We start from the raw sequence: 24572 nt of genomic DNA on the forward strand, positions 1-24572 counted from the left end.
AGCCGGCACTTTGTTCCGCAGAGTTGGGGCGTGTCATCATCCGCCGTCGCGTCAGGTCCATGCTGCGCAAGCTGGCGTCCCATCCGGTGAAAACAAAAGAGCCCGCCGCGGGAGGAGCGGCAGGCTCTTAGAAAACCGATCAGCAACCTTGGGAGGAGGAGTGGCGCTGATCTCGCAAACGACCTTTGGGAGGAGGAGAAGGTCGTTTACCTGTCGAAGCTTTGCGGGAGGAGGTGCATCGCTTCGATGATCTGAATATACAGCGATCGCGCCGAAATCGTAGATGGGATTTCGCAAGCCAGCCATGCGTCCGGCGCGCAACACGATGCCTGGCCCCCGCGCCTCAGAGGGACACTTCCCCTCGTTCATCACGCCATTTCGATTTTACTCCGCCAAGCGCGACCATTAGGCTTCCCCGAAACCTGATGGGAGAGAGACCAATGAAAAGCGGACTTGCAGCTCTCGCATTCGTCCTGGCCTGCTCCGGAGCGGCCCATGCCCAGGACACCAGCATGAGTTTCTTCGTCACCAGCGTGAACCCAGGAAAGGGCGGCGATCTTGGCGGGCTTACGGGCGCAGACGCCTATTGCGACACCCTGGCAAAGGCGGCCGGCTCGACCGGCAAGACGTGGAAAGCCTATCTGTCCACCGACGCCGAAAATGCCAAGGACCGGATCGGCAAGGGGCCATGGTACAACGCCAAGGGCGAGAAGATCGCCGACGACGTGGCCTCGCTCCATAGCGACAAGAACAACCTCACCAAACAGACCGCGCTCAATGAAAAAGGCGAGGTCATCAACGGGCGTGGCGACACACCCAACCGTCATGACATCCTGACCGGCTCGAAGGCGGATGGCACTGCGGCACCCGATACCTGCGGCAACTGGACGATGGGCGGCGCCGACGGCGCGGCGATCGTCGGCCACAGCGACCGCACGGGCCCGAACGATTCCGCCGAAGCCAAATCCTGGAACTCGTCGCACACGACGCGGGGAGGCTGCACCATCGAAGCCTTCAAGGGTACGGGCGGCGAAGGCCTCTTCTATTGCTTCGCCGCGAACTGAAGCCTTGCGGGAGAACCAATGTAACCTTCCCTCCCAGATCATTTCAGATCTCGGGCAGTCGGCAAGGCAGAACGCGAAGGCCTCGGTCAGTTTTCCATGAAGGCGCGGGCCATGCTGTCGCGGATCGGCTTGGTAAGATAGTCGAAGAAGGTCCGTTCAGCGGTCTGGATTAGGATTTCGGCCGGCATACCCGGCGTCACGGCAAAGTTATGCACCCTTGCGAGCTCGCTTGTCGGTAGGCTGATGCGGGCGACGTAAACCTCGCGCGTCCCCTCCTGAGTCTGCACCGGCAGGGCATCGGCCGATACATAGAAGACCTGGCCGTTCAGCACTGGTGTCGTGCGCTGGTTGAGAGCCGTCAACCGTACGGTTGCCTTCTCGCCGACCTTGATGTTGTCGATCTCGGTGCGCAGCACCTGGGCCTCTATGATCAGCGGCACGTCAGCTGGCAGGATCTCCATGATCGGTTTGCCGCTTTCGATAACGCCGCCGGACGTGTGGTAATGCATCCTGATCACGGTACCGGTCACCGGTGCGTTGATCGTGGCACGGCGAAGAACATTGGTGGCCCCGCGCAACTGTTCACGCACCGTGTCCAGTTCAGCCTCTGCCTTCTGCAAGTCGTCCTGCGCCGCCTCGCGGTAACTCTGTTCGGTCTGGTTGACCTGCTGTTCCTGCTTGAGGATCTGGGAGCCCGTTTCGGAGACTTCGGACATCAGCCTGCCGATCTGACCTTCAGCGTCGGCGATTGCCCGCTGGATGGTCTTGATCTCCGTCTTGCGGATCAGGTCCTTCGCAAGCAGCGTCTTCTTGCCTTCATATTCCTCCTGCAGCAGCCGGCGCTGCTCCCGAACCGACTTCAGCTGCTCTTGGAAGCCTTGCGACCGGAATTCCAGGCTCTCGATGTTGCGTCTCAGCAAGCCGAGATCGCTCTCCAGCTTGCTCCTCCAGGTCTGGAAGCTGAGTTGCTGGCTTAGCACGATCGGGCCGATCTCCGGGTCATTTTTCAGGTGCGGGGTCAGGATCTCGGGCAAAACGATCGCTTTCAGACCGTGCGTCTGCGCGTTGAGGCGGGCGACGATCGCCTCCAGCCGTGCCCGCCGCAGAAAGAACTGACGCTCATTGGCGAGCGCCGCCGTCTCGTCCAGCAGCACCAACGGTTGGTCGACAGTCACATGATCGCCCTCGCTGACCAGGATGTCCTTGATGATCCCGCCTTCGAAATGCTGGATCACCTTGTTCTGGCCGGTGGCGACGAAGCTGCCTTGCGCGATGATGGCTGCGGCCAGCGGGGCGGTGAAGGCCCACAGGCCGAAGCCGCCGACCGTAGCCACCATCAACACCATGCCGATCATGGTGTGCCTCCAGATCGAGCGCGGCACCTCTGCGTACCAAGTCAGGTCATGTACTTTGGCTATGTCCGTCATCATCGCCTACGGAAGCTGGGGTTGGTCGATCGGGTTGCCTTCAGTATTCACGCCGCGGGCAGCAAGCGCCTTGAGAACGTCCTGTCGGTGGCCGAACAGGGCAACCGTGCCGTTCACCAGGAGCAGGACCTTGTCGACGCTGTTGAGAAGAGCGGGCCGCTGGGTAATGGTGATGACCGTGATCTTCTCGCGTTTGGCATGCGCGAGCGCCCGGGTCAGCGCCGCTTCGCCCGACGTGTCCAGATTGGAATTCGGCTCATCCAGCACCACCATGCGCGGATTGCCGAAGAAGGCACGGGCAAGCGCCACGCGCTGCTTTTGTCCACCCGACAGGGGCGAGCCGTCAGCGGCAACGACCGTCTCATATCCATGCGGCAGCATGGCGATCATGTCGTGCACGTCGGCGAGCTTGGCAGCGGCATAGATCTCCGCGTCCGTTGCATCCTCGCGCATGCGGGCGATGTTGGCCTTGATCGTTCCGGGGAAAAGCTGCACATCCTGCGGCAGATAGCCGATGCTCTCGCCGAACTGACGCTGGTCCCAGTTCCTCAGGTCCATGAGGTCGAGCCGGACGTTGCCAGAGGTCGGCAGAATGGAGCCAACGAGCATCTTGCCAAGCGTCGTCTTACCAGCACCGGAACTGCCTATCACGGCAAGAGAGTCACCGGGTTCGAGCGCAAAGGTGATGCCGTTGAGAACCACACGTTTGGTGCCCTGTGGGACGAAGAGCAACCGCTCGACGTCGAGGCGCCCTTCCGGACGCGGCAGTTTCAACCGCTCGAAGTTGAGCGGCGACGTCTGCAGGAGCGAGGCAATGCGCCCGTAGGCGGCGCGCGACTGGATAACCTGGCTCCACCCCTCGATCGCGCCTTCAATCGGGCCGAGCGCCCGGCCGGCAATGATCGAGGCGCAGATTACCATGCCACCCGTCAGTTGACCGTGGAGAGCAAGATTGGCGCCCCAACCGAGCATCGTCACCTGGGTGAGCAGTCGCACGGCCTTGGAGAGTGACGCAAAGGCGATGTTGCGGTCTTGCGCCAGAACCTGCGCTTTCAGCGAGCCGGCCATGTCCTTACCCCAGAGGTGGACGGCTTCCGGGATCATTGCCAGCGCATTGATGATCTGCGAGTTGCGGGACATCGAATCAAGATGAAGGTTCGCCTTCGTCTGGAAAGTGGTGGCTTCGCCGAAGGCGGCGGCCGTCGCTCTCTGGTTCAACAGCGTGACGATCAAAAGCAGAAATGCCGATGTGATGACGATGGCGCCGAGATGCGGGTGAATCAGAAACACCGCAACGACAAAGAGCGGCGCCATCGGGGCATCGAGAAAGGAAAGCAGCGTGCCCGACACCAGGAAGGAGCGGAGCTGCTGCAGATCGCCCAGCGTCTGATACTCCCGCCCATTGCTGTGGAGTGCTGCCCTGGCTGCCGCGCTGAGGATCGGAGCCCCGAGCTGGGCAGCGACCTCAACCGCGGTCCGCATCAGGATCATGCGGCGAATGCCGTCGAAAATCGCCTGCAGCAACACCGCACCGACGATCAGGGCGGTCAGCATCACCAGCGTGTCGAGCGAGCGGCTGGTGAGCACCCTGTCCGAAATCTGGAACAGATACACCGGGATGGCGAGTACGAGGATGTTGGTTACGATCGTGAAGATCATCACGATCATAAGGTTCTGCCGGATCGCCTTGACGCCGGCCCTGAGGCTTGCGGAAAAATCGACCGGTCCGAGGCGTTTGTGGAAGACGCCCCCTCCGCCTCCGCCGCCGCCATTGCCGCTCGACGAGCCGCCGCCATTGCCGGGGGACCGCTCGTCGGCCTTGATGGGACCGCGATCGCCATCGATCACGACCATGCCGGGCGGCGAGCTCTTCTCCTTCATCTCGGCCGTCGGCCAGATAACCGGCCGCTCGGCGCGTGGCTCCGGCTTTTGCTCGCCCTGAGACGGTTGCCGTTCCACCGATATCCGATCGCGCAGTGCAAACAGGGGTTCCGTCTTGGCCGGTGTCTCGTTCTTCGGAGGCGTCTCGACCCGGGAATTGGGCTCGGCTCTTGGAGGCCAGGCCCGCGGTGTGACGCTGGCTGCCTCAGTTGCTGTTGATGCAGGCGGGGATTTCACTGTCGCGGGTGCGATGTTTGTCGGCGTCGGGGTCGCATCGATGGCAGCCAGCGTGACGCTCGCGACTCTGGCGCCCGGTCCTGGAAGCGGGACTGCTGCCTTATTGGCCCAGTTCTCGTTTTCGTTGGCGCCGTTTGCCGCCGCTCTTCGAAGTTGGTCCGCCACCCCGTCGATCTCCTTTACAGCGCGATCCAGAATGTATTCCTGTTGGTCAAGTCTGCGGAGGAACTGCTGCCGCGCAGCGTCTGCATCCGGCTTGTCCGCCTTCCGGCCCGCGTCGTCGCCATTCGGAGAAAATGTGTCGTCGGCGTCAGTTCGTACCAGCCGGACGGGATTGATGCGGTCGGTCATGAGTATCCCCGCGCCCCGATCAAGCGACCATGCTATGCATGGGATCGCAGCTCGCCGTCTCTATCGTGTGTGATGTCGGGTTCGGCGATGCATCGTCCTGCGTCTGATCACCGGTGTCCGAGGAGAGCATGCCGTCGCCGAGGAAGACCACCGCTTCGCTCGCGAGCGCATTCGGATCCTGCCCGCCGAGGAAGGGGTCGTTCTTCACCAGCTCAGCCTGGATGAGAACTTCATCCGAATAGACCTCACCGCCCGCATAGATTGTCTTGCCGGTATCGACATCGACGATCCCGGCATAGTTCAAGAGGGCGTTCGAGCCGGTTGAAATGGTCCAATCCGCATCCGGAAGTGCCGTCAGCGCGTTCATTGCCAGCGTCACCTGGTCGCTGTCGCCGAGGATGTTGGTCTGCGAAATGTAGTTGAGACTGAGCAGATCGCCGGAAATATAGAGCACACGCAGGCCCAGCAGTCCGGCAAATGCGGCGTCGTGCATGAAGTCCTTCGACGAAGGGTCCTTGCCTTCCGCAAGGTCTTGCAAGGCCGAGAGATATCCTTCCGACATCGGGTTCACGGCGCTGGCGCCACCGGCCTCGACGATATTGGCATAGTTCCACAACAGGTTTCCGCCGGTCGAAACGGATCCGTTTCCACTCATCTGGAATCCGCCGACGGCGCCGATAAAATCGTTGTCGAGCAGGATGTTCGTCTGGTGGATGATGTTGGCGTCGAAGACGTTTCCGCCGACGAATATCAGGTCGTAGCGGAACCCCAGTTCAAGCAGCGACACCTGATTGGCGGAGGTGTTGTCGCCGGCGATGATCGAAAGCTTGGAGCCGGAGGCCGCCAGGATAGCGGTGTCGTTGTCGGACATGAACGTGAACTGCTGGAGCCAGTTCACCATCATCAGGTCGCCCTTGACCTCGGTGATCGCCCATGCCTTTGGGAAAACACCCGACTCGTTATGTGTCGTTTCCGTGGAAGCGACGTGCTTGAATGACGCGATGTTGAGCGCTTCGGTCGCCTTGTCCGCCGCCAGACTGCCGCCGCAAAGCGCGGAGCTTACCAGATCGCTGTCGTAGTAGGCATTGGTCTGGACGATGGCGTTGAGCTGAACATGGTCGCCGGCAACGGCGAGGACGTTCGACTGCAGCCAATTGTTTGTGATGACAACCTCGTTCACCAGCGTATTGCTGCCGGCCTCCAGCTCTACCGAGGCCGAGATCGCAACCTCCCCTTCGCCATGCGCAACGGCACCACTCGCCTCCTTCGGGCCCTCCGTCAGTTCAGGTTCCGGCGTTTCCTCGGTTTCGTCCTGGTTCGGCAGATGGTCCTTGAGAACGGGCGCGGTCTCCACCAGATCGCCGTTGACATAAACGCCTTCAAGCGTTGCTGCCTTCGCGACGAATGTGCTGGCGGCCAGCCCGCCCACCTGGCTTTCATCGCCGGCAGAGTAGGCATCGAGCGTCGCGGCGGTGGTCGTCACCAGGCTGGCGACGGTTTCGGCAGAGCCTGCGGGATCCTCGAGGCCTAGCGGCGAAATCTGCAGCGAGCCTTCGATGAGTTCCGCCATGACCGCACTGCTATCGATGTGCAGGACGGATTTCAGGCCGTGTCCGCCCATGTTGACATAGTCGTTGTCCGAGAGCTCGGCGGTCTGCTGACTGTAGACCACGACCGAACCCGGGGGATTGATGTGCGGGGTGCTGAAATAGGTCGACTTGAACGACGTGTTCTGCACGGCGCCATCGGTTTCCGGACGACCGTACGTCCCTTCAGAGTGTGGGTACTGCGGGAAAGGCAAGCCGGCATAGCCGTATGGAACGGGCGTATAAATGTCCGTATCGAGCGGCCGGTAGGGAACGTCGGGATTGAAGTCGTCGAGATCGTACGGCGCCTGCACTTTGACCGGGGCGGTTTCAAGGTCCTTCGGGTCCTTGTGAATCTCTCGGTTGGGGTCGAACTTCTCGTGCGCTTCGCGCATGCGGGCGTCTTCGATCGAGAGTTGGAAGAGACCGATAAAATGGGCAATCGTTTCGGTGATTTTTGCGGAGTACATGGTCAGGGCCTCTTTTTTGTCGCCGGTAGTGCCCCTAAGCGCATCGGGTCATGACGGGCTGCGCGGGAGACCCGCGCAGCCCGGTTCGAAGCCGATTGCGAATGATCGCAACCGGCCGCGTCGCTTACAATCAAGCGTTGTCGTCGTGACCGATTACGTCGGCATGGTAGTCGCCACCGACGACTGTCATGTCGATCGTGTTGCCCTGCAGGTTCGCGCCGAGCACGATCTGCTGGTTGAAGGCGTTGGTGTCGATCACGGCATCTGCCGTCGCCTGGGAGAGCCCCTCGACCACAGAGTCGCCGCCATTGAAGGAGCCCCAAGTGCCGGCATTGCCACCTGCACCACCGTCGCCATTCGTGGCAAAGCCGCCGTTGCCGCCGGCACCACCGTCTCCGCCCCAGGCGTCGCCGCCATAGGCAGCACCGCCTTCACCGCCACTGGCCCACGAGCCCGTGAGAGCAAGACCGCCGAGGCCATGGCCACCGGCCGCCGCGCCACCGGTTCCGTCACCGCCATAGGCATCACCCGTGGCTCCACCGTTGGCGCTGGCACCGCCGCCGGCACCGCCGTCACCGCCGTAGCCAACGCCTGCGCCGTAGCCGCCACCAGCCCCGAGGCCTGCGCCGAAAGCATTGCCGCCGTCGCCGGCATCGCCCGATTCGCCACCGTCAGCGCTGCCGGTCCTGCCGAGTGCAACACTGTTGCCATCGCCGCCGTCGCCGCCGTCGCCGCCGTCTCCAGCGAAGTTCAGAATCGGCAGGATGAAGCCGCCAGCGTCGCCGCCGTCACCAGCATCACCGCCGTCACCGCCGTCACCATCCCCACTTTGGACGTTGCCAGACTGACCGCCGGCGCCGGCTGTGTTGTCGCCACCATCACCGCCGCCTGCTGCGCCGACACCGAGGCCAAGACCGAGGCCAAGACCTACGCCGAGACCAGCAGCACCCTGACCACCGGCACCACCTGTGGCGGCACCACCGTTCGCGTCACCGCTTGTGCCATCGGCGCCGACGCCAACGCTGGCTGCAATACCACCAAGGCCGTGCCCGCCAGTTGCGTCGCCGTCGTTGTCGGAATCGCCGCCCTCACCCTTACCGCCGGCGGCAAAGCCGCCGACCGTGTGACCGCCGTCACCACCGGCGCCACCATCGGCATAAGCTTTGCTTCCGCCCTCGCCACCGTCTGCTCCGGACTGGATGCCGTCACCCGACTTGGCGATACCACCCCAGGCGCTGCCGTTCTGGTTCAGCGTTCCGCTGTTGTGGATGTTTTCAGCCTTGTCGTCGTCCGACATGATGGCGTTTTGGCTGAAGACATTGGCAACGTTGTTGTTGCCGTTGAGCGAGTCATTCAAGATGTCCTTGAAGCTCGTGCTGGCCATACCGTCGATCTTGGAATGGTCGATGTCGTTGAAGTCGTCGTCCGACGGCTTGTAGCCGTCGAGGTCGATGTCCACATCCACGTCGACTTTGGTCTTACTGTCGACGTCGACGTCAACGTCGGTCTTGTTTTCGTTGAAGTTGGCGTTCAGGTTGCCGTTGGCGTTCAGGTTGCCGTTACCGTTCAGGTTGGCGTTGCCGTTACCGTTCAGGTTGCCGTTGCCGTTCAGGTTGCCGTTGCCGTTGCCGTTCAGGTTGCCGTTACCGTTCAGGTTGCCATTGTAGGATTCGCTGTATTGCGACTGATCCTGACCCTGGCCTTGGCCCTGGTCTTGACCCTGATCCTGGCCTTGTCCCTGGCCCTGACCTTGTCCCTGGCCTTGGAGCTGGGCCTGGAGCTCAGCTTGCAGTTGCCCTTGACCCTGGCCTTGACCCTGGTCCTGGTCCTGGCTTTGATCCTGGCTCGGGTCCCATGGGAACAGAATATTCTTGTCCTTGCTCATGACGATCACCTCAAGTTGAGGCCGCCATAGCCGAACCGCATTCTTCTCTTACGCGGATTTGGGCCATTGGCGGGCTGCGGTTGGATTTGATGAAAGTTTGGATCCTCCGAGGCGCTTGCGCGCCTATATGCTCTAATATGCAATCAATTTAATATTGGGCTGCCTCTCCCTTTACTTGGTGGAGAGCAGCGGTTTCAGGTATGAAAAGGGCATTCTCCAATTCGCTGCAGTACTAGCCCTCAAAGGCCTGAACACGTCCTGCTCGCCGATTACGGAGGCAAGTCTGTCGCAAACAGACATGCGTTGTAAGCTGCCACTTCGGGCTAGCCTTGCCGGGGTAGCATTGACTTAGCCGCCGGTCCGCCCAATGTAGTACCTATTAGAAATTGCTTTTAAACGGATTCCTTGCACAAAGCTCAACGGCACCGAATGCGTGCGCCGCATAGCCGTATTGGGAGAATGTACTGACGACGGGAATGCGCTATTCTGAAACACTATTGTTCTTGAACAGAAGCTCGGCAGGTGCCCATGGCGAGATTTCACGACATCCTTCTCCTGATCGGACAGCTAAACTACACTTGGACCAACACGGAAAGCCTGCTCATCTATCTGATCGCCGGTCTTGCGCGCGTGGACAAGGAAACCGCGATCATCATCTTCCTGACGCTGAACACGACGCGGGCTCGGATCGAGCTGGTCGAGCGATTGGCCAAAACAAACAAGACACCTCTGAACCAACGGCAGGAAATCCTCGCGCTGACCCAGCAGCTGGGCCGGCAAGCGAAGCTTCGCAACAAATACAGCCACTGCATCTATTCCTTCGACGAGACCGGAGACCAGGCAAGCACCCAGCTGATGGCGATCTTCGACAGCAAGGACACGATCAAATACGGCAAGATCGAGCAGATCAACGATGCGGAGATTTCGCGGATCAACGAAGTCATCGAGCAGTTGCAGGTGGTCAACAGGGAAATCTGGTCGATCGTCGAGCGCTATTCCTTCCCCCGGTGAGGCGGGCAACCCGCAGGGGCGGCTGCCTGTCCGCCCACCCGGCAGTTGTTGTCCACCCTTAATTCAACCGCATTGTCCCGGCATCGCGTCCCCAACGGCGAAGCGGAGGCGGTACTGATGGCTCGAATGGCGGACGATAGGCGTTTCACGAGCCGGGAAGCGCGTATCGACGCTGCGGCGCACCGCCTGCTCGATCGGCTGCCGGCGGCCGGCCTCCTCGGCGGCCTGACGGAGTTCCTGGTATTCGGCATCAAGCAGGCCTTCGCCTGCCTTTTCGGCGGCGCCATGCTCGCCCTGATGCTCGCGACAAAATTGTTCTGGCCGGAGGACATGGGCTTTGCCCGCTATGATTTCCTTTTCGTCGCGGCCCTTGTCATCCAGATTTCGTTGCTCGTCTTCAAGCTTGAGACCGTCGCCGAAGCCAAGGTCATTCTGATCTTCCACATCGTCGGCACGGTGATGGAGATCTTCAAGACGTCGGTCGGGTCCTGGATCTACCCGGAGCCAAGCATCTTCCGCATCGGCGGCGTTCCGCTATTCTCGGGCTTCATGTATGCCGCCGTCGGCTCCTATCTCGCCCGCGTGACCCGTATCCTCGACATGCGCTACAGCAACTATCCGCCGCTTTGGGCGACGATGCTGCTCGCCTTGGCGATCTATGCCAATTTCTTTACGCACCACTTCGTCATCGACCTGCGCTACGCGCTGTTTGCGATCACGGCGGTCCTGTTTCTGCGCACGACAGTGCACTATCGCGTCTTCCGGTTTCGGCACCGCATGCCGTTGCTTCTCGGCTTTCTACTCGTCGCCCTGTTCATTTGGTTTGCCGAGAACATCGGCACCTGGTCACGCGCCTGGATCTATCCCTCGCAGCACAACGGCTGGACCCCGGTCTCGCTCCAAAAGCTCGGCGCCTGGTACCTGCTGATGATCCTGTCTTTCGTGCTGGTCACGCTCGTCCATCGCCCGCGAAACTACGCGCCGGCAGCCGGAAACGTATCGACTACGAACATCGAAGCACAGACGACGACGGACATCACTGCAGATGCGGGAAGTCCCGCGGCGTCCAGGTGAACACACCGCAAGAGTTGCAAAACACGCCTCCGTGGAAAACGATACCGAATCAATTGCTATCGCAACGGAGAGACACATGCGGCGTTTCTTTCTCGGCCTGCTGGCGCTCGGGGTTCTCGCAGTCGTCTCTCTCATTGTCCTGCCGAGCTTTGTTTCCAGCGACTGGATGCGCGCCGAGCTCAGCCGTCAGCTCTCGAGCGCGACGGGCAGTTCGATCGCGCTGAAGGGTCCCGTCCGGCTCTCCGTCATCCCCCATCTGGCTGTTGTGGCCGAGGATGTTTCGCTCGATGCGCAAAGCGATGGCGTGACGGCAGAGATTGGCGAAGTCGCAGGCTCCGTGACGCTCTCCTCGCTGTGGTCGAACCGCCTGCACGTCAAGGAGGTCAGGCTCACCCGGCCGGTCGTGGTGATACGGCAGAAACCGGAGAACGCATCGACGGTGGAAGACGGCGGGGGCGGCAATGGCGAGGCCAAGCAGAACGACCCGCTCGCAGCCCTGGTCGCCTTCCTCGAACGAAGCGCCATCGATACGATTTCGATCACCGGGGGCACGCTGAGACAAGAGAACGCCGCCGGGACAGCTGACGTTGTCAGCGATCTCGACCTTACACTCCAGGCCCCTGACATCGACGGCGAGCTTTCGCTTTCGGCCGGTGCTCGGCTTGAAGACCGGCGCTACCAGGTCGCTCTCTCCGTCTCCCCGCTTCGCCCTCTCCTTGAGCGCAAGCCCGCTGACCTCAGCCTCTCGGTGGAAGCCGACCCCCTGCTTGCGCCGGGCCTGACCGAGCTCAAGGCCAGCGGGCAGGTGGCGCTCAACAGCAACGGCAGCTACCAGATCCGCGGCGGCAAGCTGCTAGCGGGGGACGAAGAGCTCAGCCTCGATGCGCTGTTCATTCCCGGTGACCGGCCGCGGTTCCTGGCCGACCTCAGTGCCGATCAGCTGGATTTCAGCGCGTTTGTCGGAACCAGCGCCTCGGGGTCGTCACAACCGGCAGGGCAATCGGAAAGGCAGTCGGCCTCGGCCGGCTTGCAGGCACTCGCCGGCTTCGATGCCGATGTCAGCGTCACTGTGGGCGCCATTACCGTCAACGATATTTCCGCCTCCGATGCGGCATTGACGGCAACGCTGAAGGATGGGCTGCTCAGGACCCGGCTTGAACATCTCGGCATAGACGCCGGCGGCATTTCGGCCGAAATCACCGCCGACGTCCGCAAGAGCGAGCCGACGTTCAAGGGACGCGTCGCAAGCAAAGGGCTCGACATCTCCAAGCTCGCGAGCCTCGCCGGCCAATCGGTTTCACTGTCGGGAACGCTTGCGATGGATACCGGGTTTGCGTTCCGCGGGCTCGGCGGAGATGCGTTCCGAAAGACCGTCAACCTGAGCGGCACTGCGAGCCTGCGCGACGCCACCTTCGTAGCACCCGGTGTCACCGACCCATCGATGGGCGAAGTGACGATCAAGAAGCTGGCGGTCCAGATCGACGATCTTACCAAGCCCGTGCTCCTATCCGGCAACCTGGTCTGGCGCGGGAAAGCAGCCGATATCGATTTGCGACTGCCGGTCCGCGAACTGCTCTCGGGTTCGAGTGAGCTGCCCCTGACACTCGATCTGCGCATGCCAGAAGCGACACTCTCCCTTGACGGCAAGGCGGCGCTCGCGGGCAGCTATGCCGGCAAGGTGAACTTCGCGGCCACGGATCTGCGCGCGCTTCTTGCCTGGTTCGGCCAGGGCGGCGGCGACAGCGTCGAGCAATTCGCCTTCAAGGGCGATGTCAACGCAAGCCCCACCGGCGTTGCGTTTCAAAAAGCCACCTTGTCCGTCAACGGGGTCGAAGGAACCGGCAACGGTTCCGTAGACCTGGGCACGCCCCTCAAGATATCCAGCGCGCTCCATTTCGCCGAACTCGACCTCGCGCGGCTTGCCGGTGCACGCCCCGCACCGTCGCAAGCGAAGGGCAAAGCAGGCAGCCCCACCCCCGACGCGCCGCTGGACCTGTCGTCGCTTCGAACGATCGATGCATCCATCAAGGTCGACGCGGAGAAGCTCGGCTATGGCCGCGTCTTTGCCGGACCGGTAGCAACCACCCTGGTGATCTCCCAGGGTGTGGCCAGCCTCGACCTTCCCGAAAGCCCGTTCTATGGCGGGCGGATGGCCGCAAACCTTAGAGCTGACGGCACGGGAGAGGACGCTTCGATCGCCCTGAAGGCCTCGATCGCCGGCGCTTCGGCCGCCCCGCTGCTGATCGACCTTGCAAATTTCAAGTATCTCGAAGGCGCATTGCAAGCCCAGTTCGACATCACCGGCGCAGGCGCTACGGCCGGCGCGCTCAAGCGCGCGCTTCAGGGGTCGGCGAATGTCCGCTTTTTCGACGGCGCCATCCGCGGCATCGACGTCGCCGATGTCTACAACAACCTTGTCGGCCTGATGTCGTCGGGCTTCAAGCAGAACGAAAACAAGGCGACCGGCTTCACCGAGCTTGGGGCATCCTTTGCCATCGAAAACGGCGTCGCGCGCACCGAAGATATCAAACTCATCGGCCCGCTGGTGCGTATGAGCGGCAGCGGTGAGGCAAACCTTCCAAACGACCAGCTGAACTTCCGCCTGGATCCACGCGTCGTCGCCTCACTCGAAGGCCAGTGCGCCGCTATCGCGACCGAAGGCATCGGCGTGCCTGTGATGATCGAGGGTTCCTTTGCTGCCCCGCGCATCTATCCCGATCTCTCAGGCCTGCTGAAGAACCCGGACGCCGCACTCTCGGCGCTGCAGAAGCTGGGCTTGCCGACCGGGAAGCTGAAGCTCGACGAGCTGCTCTCCGGCGAAGGAAAGGCCGGATCGATCCGCGACATCATTGGTGGCGCTATCGGCAAGCCAGCGAAAGACGGAGGCGATCAACTCTCCATCGAAGAGATCATCGGTGGCAAGGCGACAGAAGGCAGCGAGACGCCACCCGCTCCACCGGCTGAAGAACAACCCGTGACGCCGGACGTTGCCACCGAGCAACCGGCACCGGAGGGGCAGCAGCCCGACCAGCAACCGGCTGCTGAAACGGAGCAGCCTGCGGAGGAAAGCGGCACCCTGGGAAAACTGTTCAACCAGCTTCTGCAGAAGCCGGCGCGTGAATAGCCTTCCATCGCCGATCCGGCTGCCGTGTGGTCGCCGGCACTGGCGGCATCACCCCAGAAGTTCGTATCTGCGGAGGATTTCCGCGATCTGGTCGTCCTGCTCTGCGTTCGGAAGCAGGGCCGGCTGGCGGCTGGCGCCGACGGAGGCGTCCTGCAGGAAGAGCGCGCGCTTGACCATGGCCGGGGCGAAACCCAGCGCGTAGAGGTCGGTGCGAAAAGCGGTAAAGATCGCCTGCTGCTTTTCGGCTTCGCCGATCTCGCCTGCATTGAACGCCTTCAGGATGCCGGCAAGCACATGCGGCATGGCGTTGCCGAGGCCCGAAATGCAGCCGGCCGCACCGTTCAGCAGTGCCCAAAGCACGAGGTGGTCTGGGCCGGAATAGACCTCGAAACTTTCGACCTCCCTAGCAACCTGCAGATAGGCCTCCAGCGTCTCCTTTGCGCCGCCGGAATCCTTGATGCCGGCAATGTTGCCGTGGCCGGCAAGCGTGCGCGCGGTGTCGGGTTCGATGTGGTTCTGCGTGCGGGCCGGGATGTCGTAGAGGTAGACGGGTGTCTTCACGGCGTCGGCAACGGTCGAGAAGTGGCGGACAAGGCCATCCTGCGTACAGGCGATGAAGAACGGTGTGATGACAGCGATCCCATCGACGCCGATACGGTCGAATTCGCGGGCAAGCTTCACCGTCTCGAAGGTCGCCGGCATGCCGGCATTGACAATCACCTTGACCCGGCCGCCGACCTCATCGACCACCTCTTCCGTCAGGCGCACCTTCTCCTCGAAGGTCAGCGCGGTGAAGTCCCCATTGGTACCGGCGCACATGATGTTGTTGCCCGCCGCCACCTGGCGGCGGACCTGGGCGCGCGTGGCCTGGTAGTTGATGGTCTCGTCCTCGTTGAAGCAGGTCACGAGGGCGACGAAGGCTTGCTTGGTCATGCGGGCATTCCTTTGAATGGGCGCGTCTCAAGACGCGCGCTGAAGACGGGCGGCGCGATGAGCGGCCTGGACGTCGGGATCGGGGTCGAGGCCTGCGGCGAGTAGCGCGCGCGTATAGTCTTGCCGCGGCGTATCAAACACCTCGCGCACCGTGCCGAGCTCGACGATGTTGCCTTTCTGCATGACCATGACGTGGTCGGCAAAGTCGCGCACGACTGGCAGGTCATGGGCGATGAAGATGAAGGCGATGCCCATTTCCTTGCGCAGCCTGTCGAGCAACGCGATCACCTGGGCCTGAACCGAGACGTCGAGTGCCGAGACCGCCTCGTCGCAGATGATGAGCTGCGGCTCGAGCGCAAGTGCGCGGGCGATTGCGATGCGTTGGCGCTGGCCGCCGGAGAACTGATGCGGGTAGCGACCCATGTGTTCCGGACCGAGACCGACCTGCACCAGAAGTTCAGCCACGCGCTCGCGCCATTTCGCCTTGGGCAGGATATCCGGATGGATGACCCAGGCCTCGGAGATGAGCTGATAGACCGTCATGCGCGGATTGAGCGATTGCGTAGGGTCCTGGAACACCATCTGCAGGTCGCGGCGCAGCTTATAGAGTTCGGCGGGCGACATGGTGAATAGGTCGCGGCCCTTCCACAAGGCACTACCGCTACCCGGTTCGTCGAGGCGCAGCAGGATACGCGCCAGCGTCGACTTGCCCGAGCCGCTCTCGCCGACGACGGCCATGGTCTCGCCGGGCATGAGATCGAAGGACAAGCCCTTCAACGCCTCGAAGGAGCCGTAGCGCTTGCGCACGTCACGGACCGAGAGAACAGGCTCGGCGCGAGCCGCAGGTGCGTGCATCTCGCCCTTGCCGGGGGCGGCGGCAATGAGCTTTTTCGTATAGGGATGCTGCGGGTTCTTGTAAACCTCGCTCACCGTGCCGGCCTCGACCAGGACGCCTTTCTCCATCACGACGACGCGGTCGGCGATCTCGGCGACGACACCGAGATCATGGGTGATGATGAGAACCGCCATTCCGGTCTCCTGCTGCAATTCCTCGAGCAAAGCGAGCACCTCGGCCTGCACCGTGACGTCGAGCGCCGTCGTGGGCTCATCGGCAATCAGGAGGTCCGGGCGGAGCGCTAGCGCCATGGCGATCATGACGCGCTGACGCTGGCCGCCCGAGAATTCGTGCGGATACTTGTCCAGTGAGCGCTCGGGGTCGGGGATGCCGACTCGCGTCAGAAGTCGCAACGCCTCAGACGCAGCCTTGGCAGCATCGGTTCCGTGGGTGGTGAGCGCCTCGCGGATCTGCCAGCCGACCGTATAGACCGGATTGAGGTGGCTCAGCGGATCTTGGAAGATCATGGCGATTCGACGCCCGTTGACCTTGCGCCTTTCATGCGCCGGCATCGTCAGCAGGTCGGCACCGTCGAGCAGGATTTCTCCGGAGCTGATGCGTCCCGGCGGCATGTCGATCAGGTTCATGATCGCCGAGGAGGAGACCGACTTTCCGGACCCGCTCTCACCGAGGATCGCTAGGGTCTCGCCACGGTCGAGGTGGTAGGAAATGTTGCGGACCGCCTTCACCACGCCGACTGCGGTGTGGAACTCGACCGAAAGGTCGCGGACTTCCAGGAGATGGTCAGCCATTCTTGCGACCTTTCATTTCGAGGCGCCAGCGCTGCACCGGATCGAGCGCGATGCGCAGCCAGTTCGACAGGAGGTTCAGCGACATGGTGGTGAGGATGATCGCAAGCCCGGGCCAGAAGGAAAGCCACCAAGCGTTGGTGAGGTATTGGCGGCCCTGAGAGATCATCAGCCCCCAGGTGATTTCCGGCGGCTGGATGCCGATACCGAGGAATGAGAGCGCACTTTCCGCCAGCATCACATAGGCGAAATCCAGCGTGGCAAGCGTCGTCAGTGTCGGCAGCACCACCGGCAGGATGTGGCGGAAGAGGATGCGCTTGCTGGATGCGCCCATCACGCGCGCCGCCTGCACGAACATGCGCTCGCGGATTTCCAGCACTTCGGCGCGCGTCGTCCTCAAGTAGACCGGGATGCGCGTGATCGCCAGCACCAGCATCAGGTTGAGGATCGACGAGCCGAGAATATAGAGCACGATGACGGCGATCAGCAGCGACGGGAAGGACATGATGACGTCCGCGAGCCGCATGATGACCTGATTGACGCGCGGCGAGGCAAAGCCGGCGACAAGGCCGAGGAAGGTGCCGACGGTTGCCGAAAGCGCGACGGCACCTGCGGCCACCATCAGCGTGTTCTGGGTGGCAACGATCATGCGGGCAAGCAACGGTCGCCCGAGAGCATCGGCCCCCATCCACCAGACCCATCCGCGCTCCCAGTCGAAAGGCACGGCGTTGCGCCCTCTGAGGTTCTGCTTGGTCGCGAGATCGCCGAGCCAGCTCGGCCCCACGATCGCCAGGATCAGCACGAAAATCAGGAAGATCGCAGCGCATAGCGCGAACTTGTCGGCAAGCAGCATGCGGAACATGCGCATCGCGAAGCGCGGTTCTTCGGCAATGACGGTATCGGCAGTCTGGAGGGTCATGGTCGCCTCCTCAGTGTCGAATTCGCGGATCGAGCAGCGCATAGGCGAGGTCGATGAGCAGGTTCATGAGGAAGATCGCCAGAGCCGTGACGAGGATGGCGGCAAGCACGACGTTGAAATCGCGCTGCAAAATGGAATCGATCATCAACTTGCCGACCCCCGGAAATCCGAAGATGGTCTCGACGATCACTGCGCCATTCAGAAGGCTCGCCGCCTGGTCGCCGATGACGGTGATGACCGGCAGCATGGCATTGCGCAGTGCATGCACAAAGATGATCGGCCCGGATTTGACGCCCTTGGCGCGCGCCGTCTTCACATAGGCCGAGGACAGTGCCCCGATCATAGAGCCGCGCACTACCTGCACGATGATGCCGAAAGGCCGGATGAACAGAACCGAGATCGGCAGGATCCAATGAAGCAGAGACCCCGTGCCCGAAGTCGGCAGCCAGGCGAGGTTTACCGAAAACACGACGATCGCGACGATGGCGATCCAGAAATCGGGAACGGAAGCGCCGACCAGCGAGATCAGCGAAGATAGCCGGTCGAAAAAACCGCCGGCGCGGAAGGCGGCAAGCGAGCCGACGACGATCGCAGCACCGGCGACGAGCGTCATGGTGATGACGGCAAGCCAGAGCGTCCATGTGAAGGCCTCGAGCACGACCTCCAGAGCGGGGCGGGCCTTGCGCAGGGATTCGCCAAAATCGCCGGTCACGACGTCGCCGACGTAACGCGCGAATTGCATCAGCATGGGATCGTTCAGGCCATGCAGTTCGCGGAACTGCGCCTTCATCTCCGCGGAGGCTTCGACCGGCAGGAACAAGGCGGCCGGATCACCCGTCAACCGCGACAGGAAGAAGACCATGACGAGCAGCCCGACGAGCGAGATCAGACTGGCCACGGCGCGTTTTCGAACGAATTTCAGCATGGCGCCCTCGAAGGAATCCGGCGGCGGGATCATCCCACCGCCTTGATTTCTGTTGTGACTGGCGAACCGATCGTCCGCCAGGGCAGATTACTTGATCTTGATCTCCGAGAGTTGCAGCGTCCCGTTGGTCGCCATCGTCGGCTTGAAATCAAGCCGCTCGGAAACGCGCGAGAAACCGACCATGTGGAAGAGCAGGACGTCGGCGACGACATCGTCATGCACATAGGCGATCAGTTCGGACCAGAGCTTGGCACGTTCCTCGCCGACGGCAGCCGATGCACGCTTTATCAAGTCGTCAACCTTCGGATCGGAAAAGCCGGACTGCGTACCGTCGGTCGCATACTTGAAGAACATCGAGAATGACGGATCGCCCTTGGAATTGTCGTGCATGGCAGCGACGATCTGCGGACCGCGGCCTTCCTTGAAGGGCTTCGAATAGTACTGTTCGTGCTCGGCAACCTCGACGAATTTCAGCTCGACCTTGAAGCCCGCTTCCTGAAGCTGTGCCTGAATGGCTTCCATGATCTCGGTCACGTTCGGGAAGTTTGCTGAACGGGCGATGATGGTGATAGGCGTATCGACCTTCACGCCATCGGCCTTGGCTTCCTCGAGCAGCTTCTTCGCGCCTTCCGGGTCATAGGGGAAGACCTTTACGTCAGGGTTCCAGCCAAGCGTCGGCGGCGGCACGATTGCGGTCGCGAGCAGTGCGCTTTCGGGAACCAGGGTGCCGAGGAAGGCCTGGCGGTCGATGGCGATGTTGAGCGCGCGGCGAACGCGAACGTCGTTCAATGGCTCGATGTTGTGATCGATGCGCAGGTAGACGGTTTCACTGTCGAGGTAGGAGAAGTCCGTGGCCGGATTGGTGGCGTCGAGTTGCGAGATCGACGGCGAGAGATCGGCCTCGCCGGTCTGCACCATGGCGGCGCGCACCGATGGGTCGGCGCGGAACAGATATGTGGCTTCCGTGACCTCGGGTTTCGTGCCCCAATAGTCGTCGCGGCTCGTCAGCACGATCTGCTGCCCCGGCGTCCAGTTGGTGAGCTTGTAGGGACCGGTACCGACCGGCTCGCGGATGAACTCAAGCGGCGTTTCTTCGGGCACGATCGTGACGAGAGACATCAAGAGCGGCAGGATCGGCTGGACCGGATCGGCGCTGAAGTCGATCGTGTAATCGTCGACCACAGTGGGGGTCACCGTAATGCCGCCGAAATAGCGACGCGACTCGCAGGTGTTCTTGTCGCTCATGATACGGTCAAAGCTGTGCTTGACATCCTTGGCGTCGAAGGTCGTGCCATCCGAGAACTTGACGCCCTGACGCAGGTGAAAGCGCCAGCTGCCGTCTTCATTCTGTTCCCATTTTTCGGCAAGCCGCGGCATGACGCCCTTGTCGCCGCGAACATCGAGTTCGGTCAGTGTTTCGCTGACGTTCTGCATGATGACGCGACCGATGTTCGAACGCGTCGCCATGCAGGGCTCGAGCAGGTCCGCTTCCTCGGCCAGCACGATCTTGATCGGGCCGGACCCGGCAAAGGCGGGCGAAAGAGCGGAGCTCAGCATGAGCGCACTCAAGACAAACAGTTTCTTCACGGCATTTCCTCCCTGGTGAAATTCGTTCAGCCGGATGTTGCTTTTCCGGATCGCGCAGCGATCAGCGCCGCACAACCGATGAGCCCGCCACCGCAAAGGGTGGTGAGGGCAATGTGTTCCCCAAACAGCGCGAAGCCGCCGAGCGCCACGAGCGGCAGGCGCAGGAAATCGACCGGCGCGACGATCGTGGCGGGTGCGAGCGAAAAGGCGTGAGTCATCATCCCCATGCAGGCAGTTCCGACGACGCCTTGCAGCGCCAGAAGCGTCATCTCCCTCGCCCCCGGCATAACCCAGAACGGTAGAGCGAAAAAAAGCGCGATCGGAACGGTCAAGAGGAGGTTCCAGACGACAAGCGTCGATGTCGAGTCGCCCTTCGACATCGACTTCAGGATCAACTGAATGGTCGACTGGAGCACCGCGCCCGTAAGCCCAAGAAGGATGGCAAAGCTGAAGCCGGCGCCCGAGGGGCCAATGATCAGCATCGCACCCACGAAACCAAGCGCCACCGCACCGATCATCGCCGCGCCGGGCTTTTCGCCCAGCGCCAGCGCGGCGCCGAGCAACAGGAAGATCGGCGAGGTGAAGGCGATGGCCGTCACGTCGGCAAGCGGACCCCAGCTGAAGGCGGCGAAGAAGGCGACCATGGCGAGCAGCTTGAAGCCGGCACGCACCGCATGCTGACGCAAGGGGTGGCTCGACTTGAGCACGGATGGGCGCAGGACAACAAAGGGCAAAAGGATGACCGCACCGAAAAAGGCACGGAAGAAGCCAATGACGAAGGGATGCACGGCACCGTTCAGCACCCGCACGATCACCGCGTCGACTGCCGCCAGAATCGCGGCACCGACCGCGAAGGTGACAGCAATCTTGGCCCCCTGGGGGCTGGCTTCCGGCATGAGATCCTCCTCCCCGGCATCCTCTCGCCGGCTTGTCCAGACAATCCACTTTTCACTCAAGTTTGTCAAATTAATTTGCGATGTAAAATTCATTCTAGAATTCTCACAATAAATAATTACGTAAATTCAATATATTAATGACATAAACGAGCAAACACAGGTCAATTTGTAACTTTATCAAACTTGACAACTTTGAAAATTCAGCGATTTTCGAAGCACACAGGAGGAGCCCATGAACCCTGAAGAAATCGCCCGCGGCATGAATGGCCTGCTTCAATCCGCCTCCCCCGGGCGCATGGAAGCGCTCTTGCCTTCGCCGATGATCCAGAACCATGCTGCCTTTCTGCATCTGCTTTCAGATGGCGCGCTCGCCTGCGCCTGGTTCGGCGGTACGCTCGAGGGCAAGTCGGATATCTCGATCTTTGCTTCCGTCCTGCCAAAGGACGCTACGCAATGGGGTCCGCCACAGCGCCTGAGCTTTGACCCTGCGCATTCGGAGCAGAACCCGGTGCTCTTCACCGCACCCGACGGCAGGCTGTGGCTCTTCCACACGTCCCAACCCTCCGGCAATCAGGATGAGTGCCGGATCCGGATGGCAGAGATCCGCCGCGATGCATCCGACCCGCTGGCACTGACGACGACCGAGGGCCGCTATCTCGACCTCCCGCGTGGATGCTTCATCCGCGCGCCCCTCGTGGTCCGCGGCGACGGCGCATGGATGCTGCCGATCTTCCGCTGCGTTCAGCGCCCCGGTCAGAAGTGGAACGGAAGCCACGATACCGCGGCCATCGGCATCTCGCTCGACCAAGGGGAAACATGGCAGCTCGAAGAACTGGAGCGTTCCATTGGCTGCGTGCACATGTCGCCGGTATCACTCGGCGATGGCCGCCTTACCGCCCTCTTCCGCCGGCGGCAGGCCGACTGGGTCTATAGGACCGAGAGCCTCGACGAGGGCCGAACCTGGTCCGCGCCCGAGGCAAGCGACGTCCCGAACAACAATTCCTCGATCGCCGCCCTGCGCCTTGCCGATGGTCGGATCGCGATGATCTGCAATCCCGTCAGCGCGGCCGACACCGCCGAGCGGCGCACCTCGCTTTACGACGAAATCGGCGAGAACGACAGCCGCCCCGACGCAGACCCCACGGGCGGCTGCGTTCCAATCTGGGGTGTCCGGCGCGCGCCGGTCGCCCTCTGCCTCTCCGAGGATGGCGGCAAGACCTTTCCCGTCCGGCTGCTGATCGAAGACGGCCCCGGCACGTGCCTTTCCAACGACTCGACCGACGGCCGCAACAAGGAGATGTCCTATCCCTGGCTGCTTGAGGGACCGGACGGGGCCGTGCATCTCGCCTACACCTACCACCGGCGCGCCATCAAATATGTTCGCCTGGCCCCTGGCTGGGACCACGCCGACCAACGGAGACCTTCATGAGCAACATCATCGGCATAACCATGGGCGACCCGTGCGGCGTCGGCCCCGAGATTTCGGTGCGTGCCCTCGCCGACATGTCGCAGCAAGAGCGCGACACGATCCGGATCTACGGCAATCTCGCCACGCTCGAGGCGGCCCGTGCGGCCCTTGGCCTCGAGATTGATCTCACCGCACATGTCGTGGATCTGCCGATCGAGGGCGCGCCGCTTCCCTGGGGACAGTTGAGCCCGGTCGCCGGCGACGCCGCCTTCCGCTTCATCGAAATGGCGGTGCGCGACGCCGAAGCCGGCGTCATCGGCTGCATCGTGACGGCGCCGATCAACAAGGAAGCCCTCAACCTTGCCGGTCATCACTATGACGGCCACACCGGCATGTTGCGCAGCCTCACGGGATCGAAGGCTGCCTACATGCTGCTTGCCTCCGAGCGCCTCAAGGTCATCCACGTTTCGACCCATGTGGCGCTGCAGGAAGCAATCCGGCGCTCGACGACCGAACGGGTTCTCGCCACCATCCGCGCCGGCGACGCCCATCTGAAACGCATCGGCTACGCGGCACCCAAAATCGCAGTCGCCGGCATCAATCCCCATTGCGGCGAGAACGGCCTTTTCGGCACCGAGGATGACGACCAGATCGCGCCGGCCGTCACGGCGGCGCGGGCAGAAGGGATCGATGCCTATGGCCCGATCTCCGCCGACACGGTGTTCCACCGCGCCTATTCCGGCGCCTTCGACCTCGTGGTCGCGCAGTATCACGACCAGGGGCACATCCCGGTGAAACTCGTCGCCTTCGATACCGCCGTGAACGTGTCGGTTGACCTGCCGATCGACCGAACCTCGGTCGATCACGGCACCGCTTTCGACATCGCCGGCCAGGGCATCGCCAACCACGGCAACATGAATTCCGCCATCGCCTATGCCCGCAAGCTCGTCGCGGGTGACGCCAAGCGAGGATGACACGATGACCATCGCTCCCCTTACCCTTCACCAGCCGCGTCGCCTCGCCGTCGGCGCCGGCACGATCGCAGACGTCGGCACCTGGGCGGCCGACGCCGGTTCGGTGCTCGTCATCGCAACGCCGATCACCGCCGGCTTCGTCGATCGCCTGACGCTTTCGGGCCGCGTCACGGTGTTTGACGCCATCCCGGGCGAACCCGATGTCGATACGCTCAACGCCGCGCTCGACGCTGCGCGTCAAAGCAAGCCGGACGTCATCGTCGGCCTTGGCGGCGGATCGGTACTCGACGTCGCCAAGCTGGTTGCCGTGCTTTGGGACTCGGAGCAGACGCTTGCCGATGTCGCCGGGCCAAACCGGGTTCTTGGCCGCAAAACGCGCCTTGCCCAGGTCGCCACGACCGCCGGCACCGGCTCGGAGGCCGGTATCCGCTCGCTGATCACTGATCCCGCCAAGGGGAACAAGATCGCGGTCGAAAGCCCACACATGATCGCTGACTTCGCCGTTCTCGATCCGGAACTCACCTATTCGGTGCCGTCGGCGGTAACCGCGGCCACCGGCGTCGACGCCATGGCCCATTGCGTGGAAGCCTTCACCAATCGGCGCGCCCATCCGATGATCGACGGCTTTGCCCGTATGGGCTTCAAGCTCGTCGGCAAGTATCTCGCGCGCGCAGTCAGGGATGGTGCCGATACCGAGGCACGTGAAGGGATGATGCTTGCCTCCTACTACGGCGGCATCTGCCTTGGCCCGGTCAACACCGCTGCCGGACATGCCATCGCCTATCCGCTCGGCACGAGGCTTCGCCTGCCCCATGGCCTGGCAAATGCCATCATCTTTCCGCACGTGCTCGCCTTCAACCAGCCGGTAGCCGTGAGCAAGACGGCGGAAGTCGCCCAGGCCTTAGGTCTTGGCGAAAATCTGTCCCCCCGGGAACTCCTGGATGCAGCATGCGGCTTCTGCCGCGATCTCGGCATCGAAATGTCGCTTGCCGCCCACGGCGCAAATGCCGACGACTTGCCGCTTTATGCCAGCGAGGCCCATGCCAACCGCCGGCTGATGGACAACAATCCCGTCGATATGAGCGTCGAAGACGTGCTCGCCGTCTACAGGGCAGCCTTCTGACCCACCGGCCACTGCAAAAATCAAACCCCGGCAGCAGCCGGGGTTTTCGCATT

The 24572-nt window shown here is 62.3% G+C and carries 17 protein-coding genes; 7 read left to right on the forward strand and 10 right to left on the reverse strand.

The genetic code is table 11. The annotated features are described in order from the left end of the window. The first annotated feature begins 440 nt into the window (after positions 1–440). Positions 441–1064 carry a hypothetical protein gene (locus ACN9MO_RS26425; protein ID WP_057255338.1) on the forward strand — a complete coding sequence of 208 codons (624 nt, stop codon included), beginning with the start codon at positions 441–443 and terminating at the stop codon, positions 1062–1064. A gap of 86 nt (positions 1065–1150) precedes the next feature. Here ACN9MO_RS26425 and ACN9MO_RS26430 read toward each other — a convergent pair whose 3' ends face one another. From ACN9MO_RS26430 to ACN9MO_RS26445, 4 genes are all read right to left on the reverse strand, one after another. Further along, on the reverse strand, positions 1151–2491 hold the full coding sequence (locus ACN9MO_RS26430) for an HlyD family type I secretion periplasmic adaptor subunit (RefSeq protein ID WP_058330140.1): 1341 nt from the start codon (positions 2489–2491) through the stop codon (positions 1151–1153). Between the two features lie 6 nt (positions 2492–2497). Beyond that, entirely contained in the window at positions 2498–4960 is a 2463-nt protein-coding gene (locus tag ACN9MO_RS26435; protein WP_112996453.1) for a type I secretion system permease/ATPase, read from the reverse strand. A gap of 19 nt (positions 4961–4979) precedes the next feature. Then, on the reverse strand, positions 4980–7016 hold the full coding sequence (locus tag ACN9MO_RS26440; RefSeq protein ID WP_246806071.1) for a type I secretion protein: 2037 nt from the start codon (positions 7014–7016) through the stop codon (positions 4980–4982). Positions 7017–7146: 130 nt separating this feature from the next. After that, entirely contained in the window at positions 7147–8901 is a 1755-nt protein-coding gene (locus tag ACN9MO_RS26445; protein WP_162733612.1) for a hypothetical protein, read from the reverse strand. Positions 8902–9429: 528 nt separating this feature from the next. Between ACN9MO_RS26445 and ACN9MO_RS26450 the strand changes: the two genes are divergently transcribed. The 3 genes from ACN9MO_RS26450 to ACN9MO_RS26460 all read left to right on the forward strand — a co-directional run bounded on the left by ACN9MO_RS26450 (position 9430) and on the right by ACN9MO_RS26460 (position 14110). After that, positions 9430–9912 carry a hypothetical protein gene (locus tag ACN9MO_RS26450; RefSeq protein ID WP_112996458.1) on the forward strand — a complete coding sequence of 161 codons (483 nt, stop codon included), beginning with the start codon at positions 9430–9432 and terminating at the stop codon, positions 9910–9912. Between the two features lie 126 nt (positions 9913–10038). Then, positions 10039–10986 (forward strand): DUF817 domain-containing protein, encoded by a 948-nt coding sequence (locus ACN9MO_RS26455; RefSeq protein ID WP_082616242.1) that lies wholly within the window; start codon positions 10039–10041, stop codon positions 10984–10986. Between the two features lie 76 nt (positions 10987–11062). Next, positions 11063–14110, forward strand: a complete 3048-nt coding sequence (locus ACN9MO_RS26460) for an AsmA family protein (protein ID WP_425987149.1) — start codon at positions 11063–11065, stop codon at positions 14108–14110. 48 nt (positions 14111–14158) lie between these two features. On the opposite strand, the gene ACN9MO_RS26465 is transcribed toward ACN9MO_RS26460, so the two are convergent. The 6 genes from ACN9MO_RS26465 to ACN9MO_RS26490 form a co-directional block, all read right to left on the reverse strand. Next, a complete protein-coding gene (locus ACN9MO_RS26465) occupies positions 14159–15043 on the reverse strand; it encodes a dihydrodipicolinate synthase family protein (protein WP_057255332.1) in 885 nt (294 codons plus the stop codon). Positions 15044–15070: 27 nt separating this feature from the next. Then, entirely contained in the window at positions 15071–16690 is a 1620-nt protein-coding gene (locus tag ACN9MO_RS26470; protein ID WP_425987150.1) for an ABC transporter ATP-binding protein, read from the reverse strand. Continuing rightward, positions 16683–17606: an ABC transporter permease gene (locus ACN9MO_RS26475; RefSeq protein WP_057255548.1), complete on the reverse strand. Its 924-nt coding sequence runs from the start codon at positions 17604–17606 to the stop codon at positions 16683–16685. Before ACN9MO_RS26475 ends, ACN9MO_RS26470 begins: the two co-directional genes overlap by 8 nt. A 10-nt stretch (positions 17607–17616) precedes the next feature. Continuing rightward, complete coding sequence (locus ACN9MO_RS26480; RefSeq protein WP_057255547.1) at positions 17617–18531, reverse strand: ABC transporter permease; 915 nt, start codon at positions 18529–18531, stop codon at positions 17617–17619. Positions 18532–18618: 87 nt separating this feature from the next. After that, complete coding sequence (locus ACN9MO_RS26485) at positions 18619–20088, reverse strand: ABC transporter substrate-binding protein (protein WP_210334619.1); 1470 nt, start codon at positions 20086–20088, stop codon at positions 18619–18621. Between the two features lie 56 nt (positions 20089–20144). After that, positions 20145–21014: a DMT family transporter gene (locus ACN9MO_RS26490; RefSeq protein WP_057255329.1), complete on the reverse strand. Its 870-nt coding sequence runs from the start codon at positions 21012–21014 to the stop codon at positions 20145–20147. 232 nt (positions 21015–21246) lie between these two features. Between ACN9MO_RS26490 and ACN9MO_RS26495 the strand changes: the two genes are divergently transcribed. From ACN9MO_RS26495 to ACN9MO_RS26505, 3 genes are read left to right on the forward strand one after another with little or no spacing between them, the layout of a single operon-like run. Continuing rightward, positions 21247–22443, forward strand: a complete 1197-nt coding sequence (locus ACN9MO_RS26495) for a sialidase family protein (RefSeq protein ID WP_057255328.1) — start codon at positions 21247–21249, stop codon at positions 22441–22443. After that, complete coding sequence (pdxA, locus tag ACN9MO_RS26500; protein ID WP_057255327.1) at positions 22440–23396, forward strand: 4-hydroxythreonine-4-phosphate dehydrogenase PdxA; 957 nt, start codon at positions 22440–22442, stop codon at positions 23394–23396. The genes ACN9MO_RS26495 and pdxA overlap by 4 nt, the downstream gene beginning before the upstream one ends. A 4-nt stretch (positions 23397–23400) precedes the next feature. After that, on the forward strand, positions 23401–24519 hold the full coding sequence (locus ACN9MO_RS26505) for an iron-containing alcohol dehydrogenase (RefSeq protein WP_113132576.1): 1119 nt from the start codon (positions 23401–23403) through the stop codon (positions 24517–24519). Positions 24520–24572: the final 53 nt, after the last annotated feature.

Source organism: Ensifer sp. R-19 (assembly GCF_049905105.1).
Lineage (GTDB): Bacteria > Pseudomonadota > Alphaproteobacteria > Rhizobiales > Rhizobiaceae > Ensifer.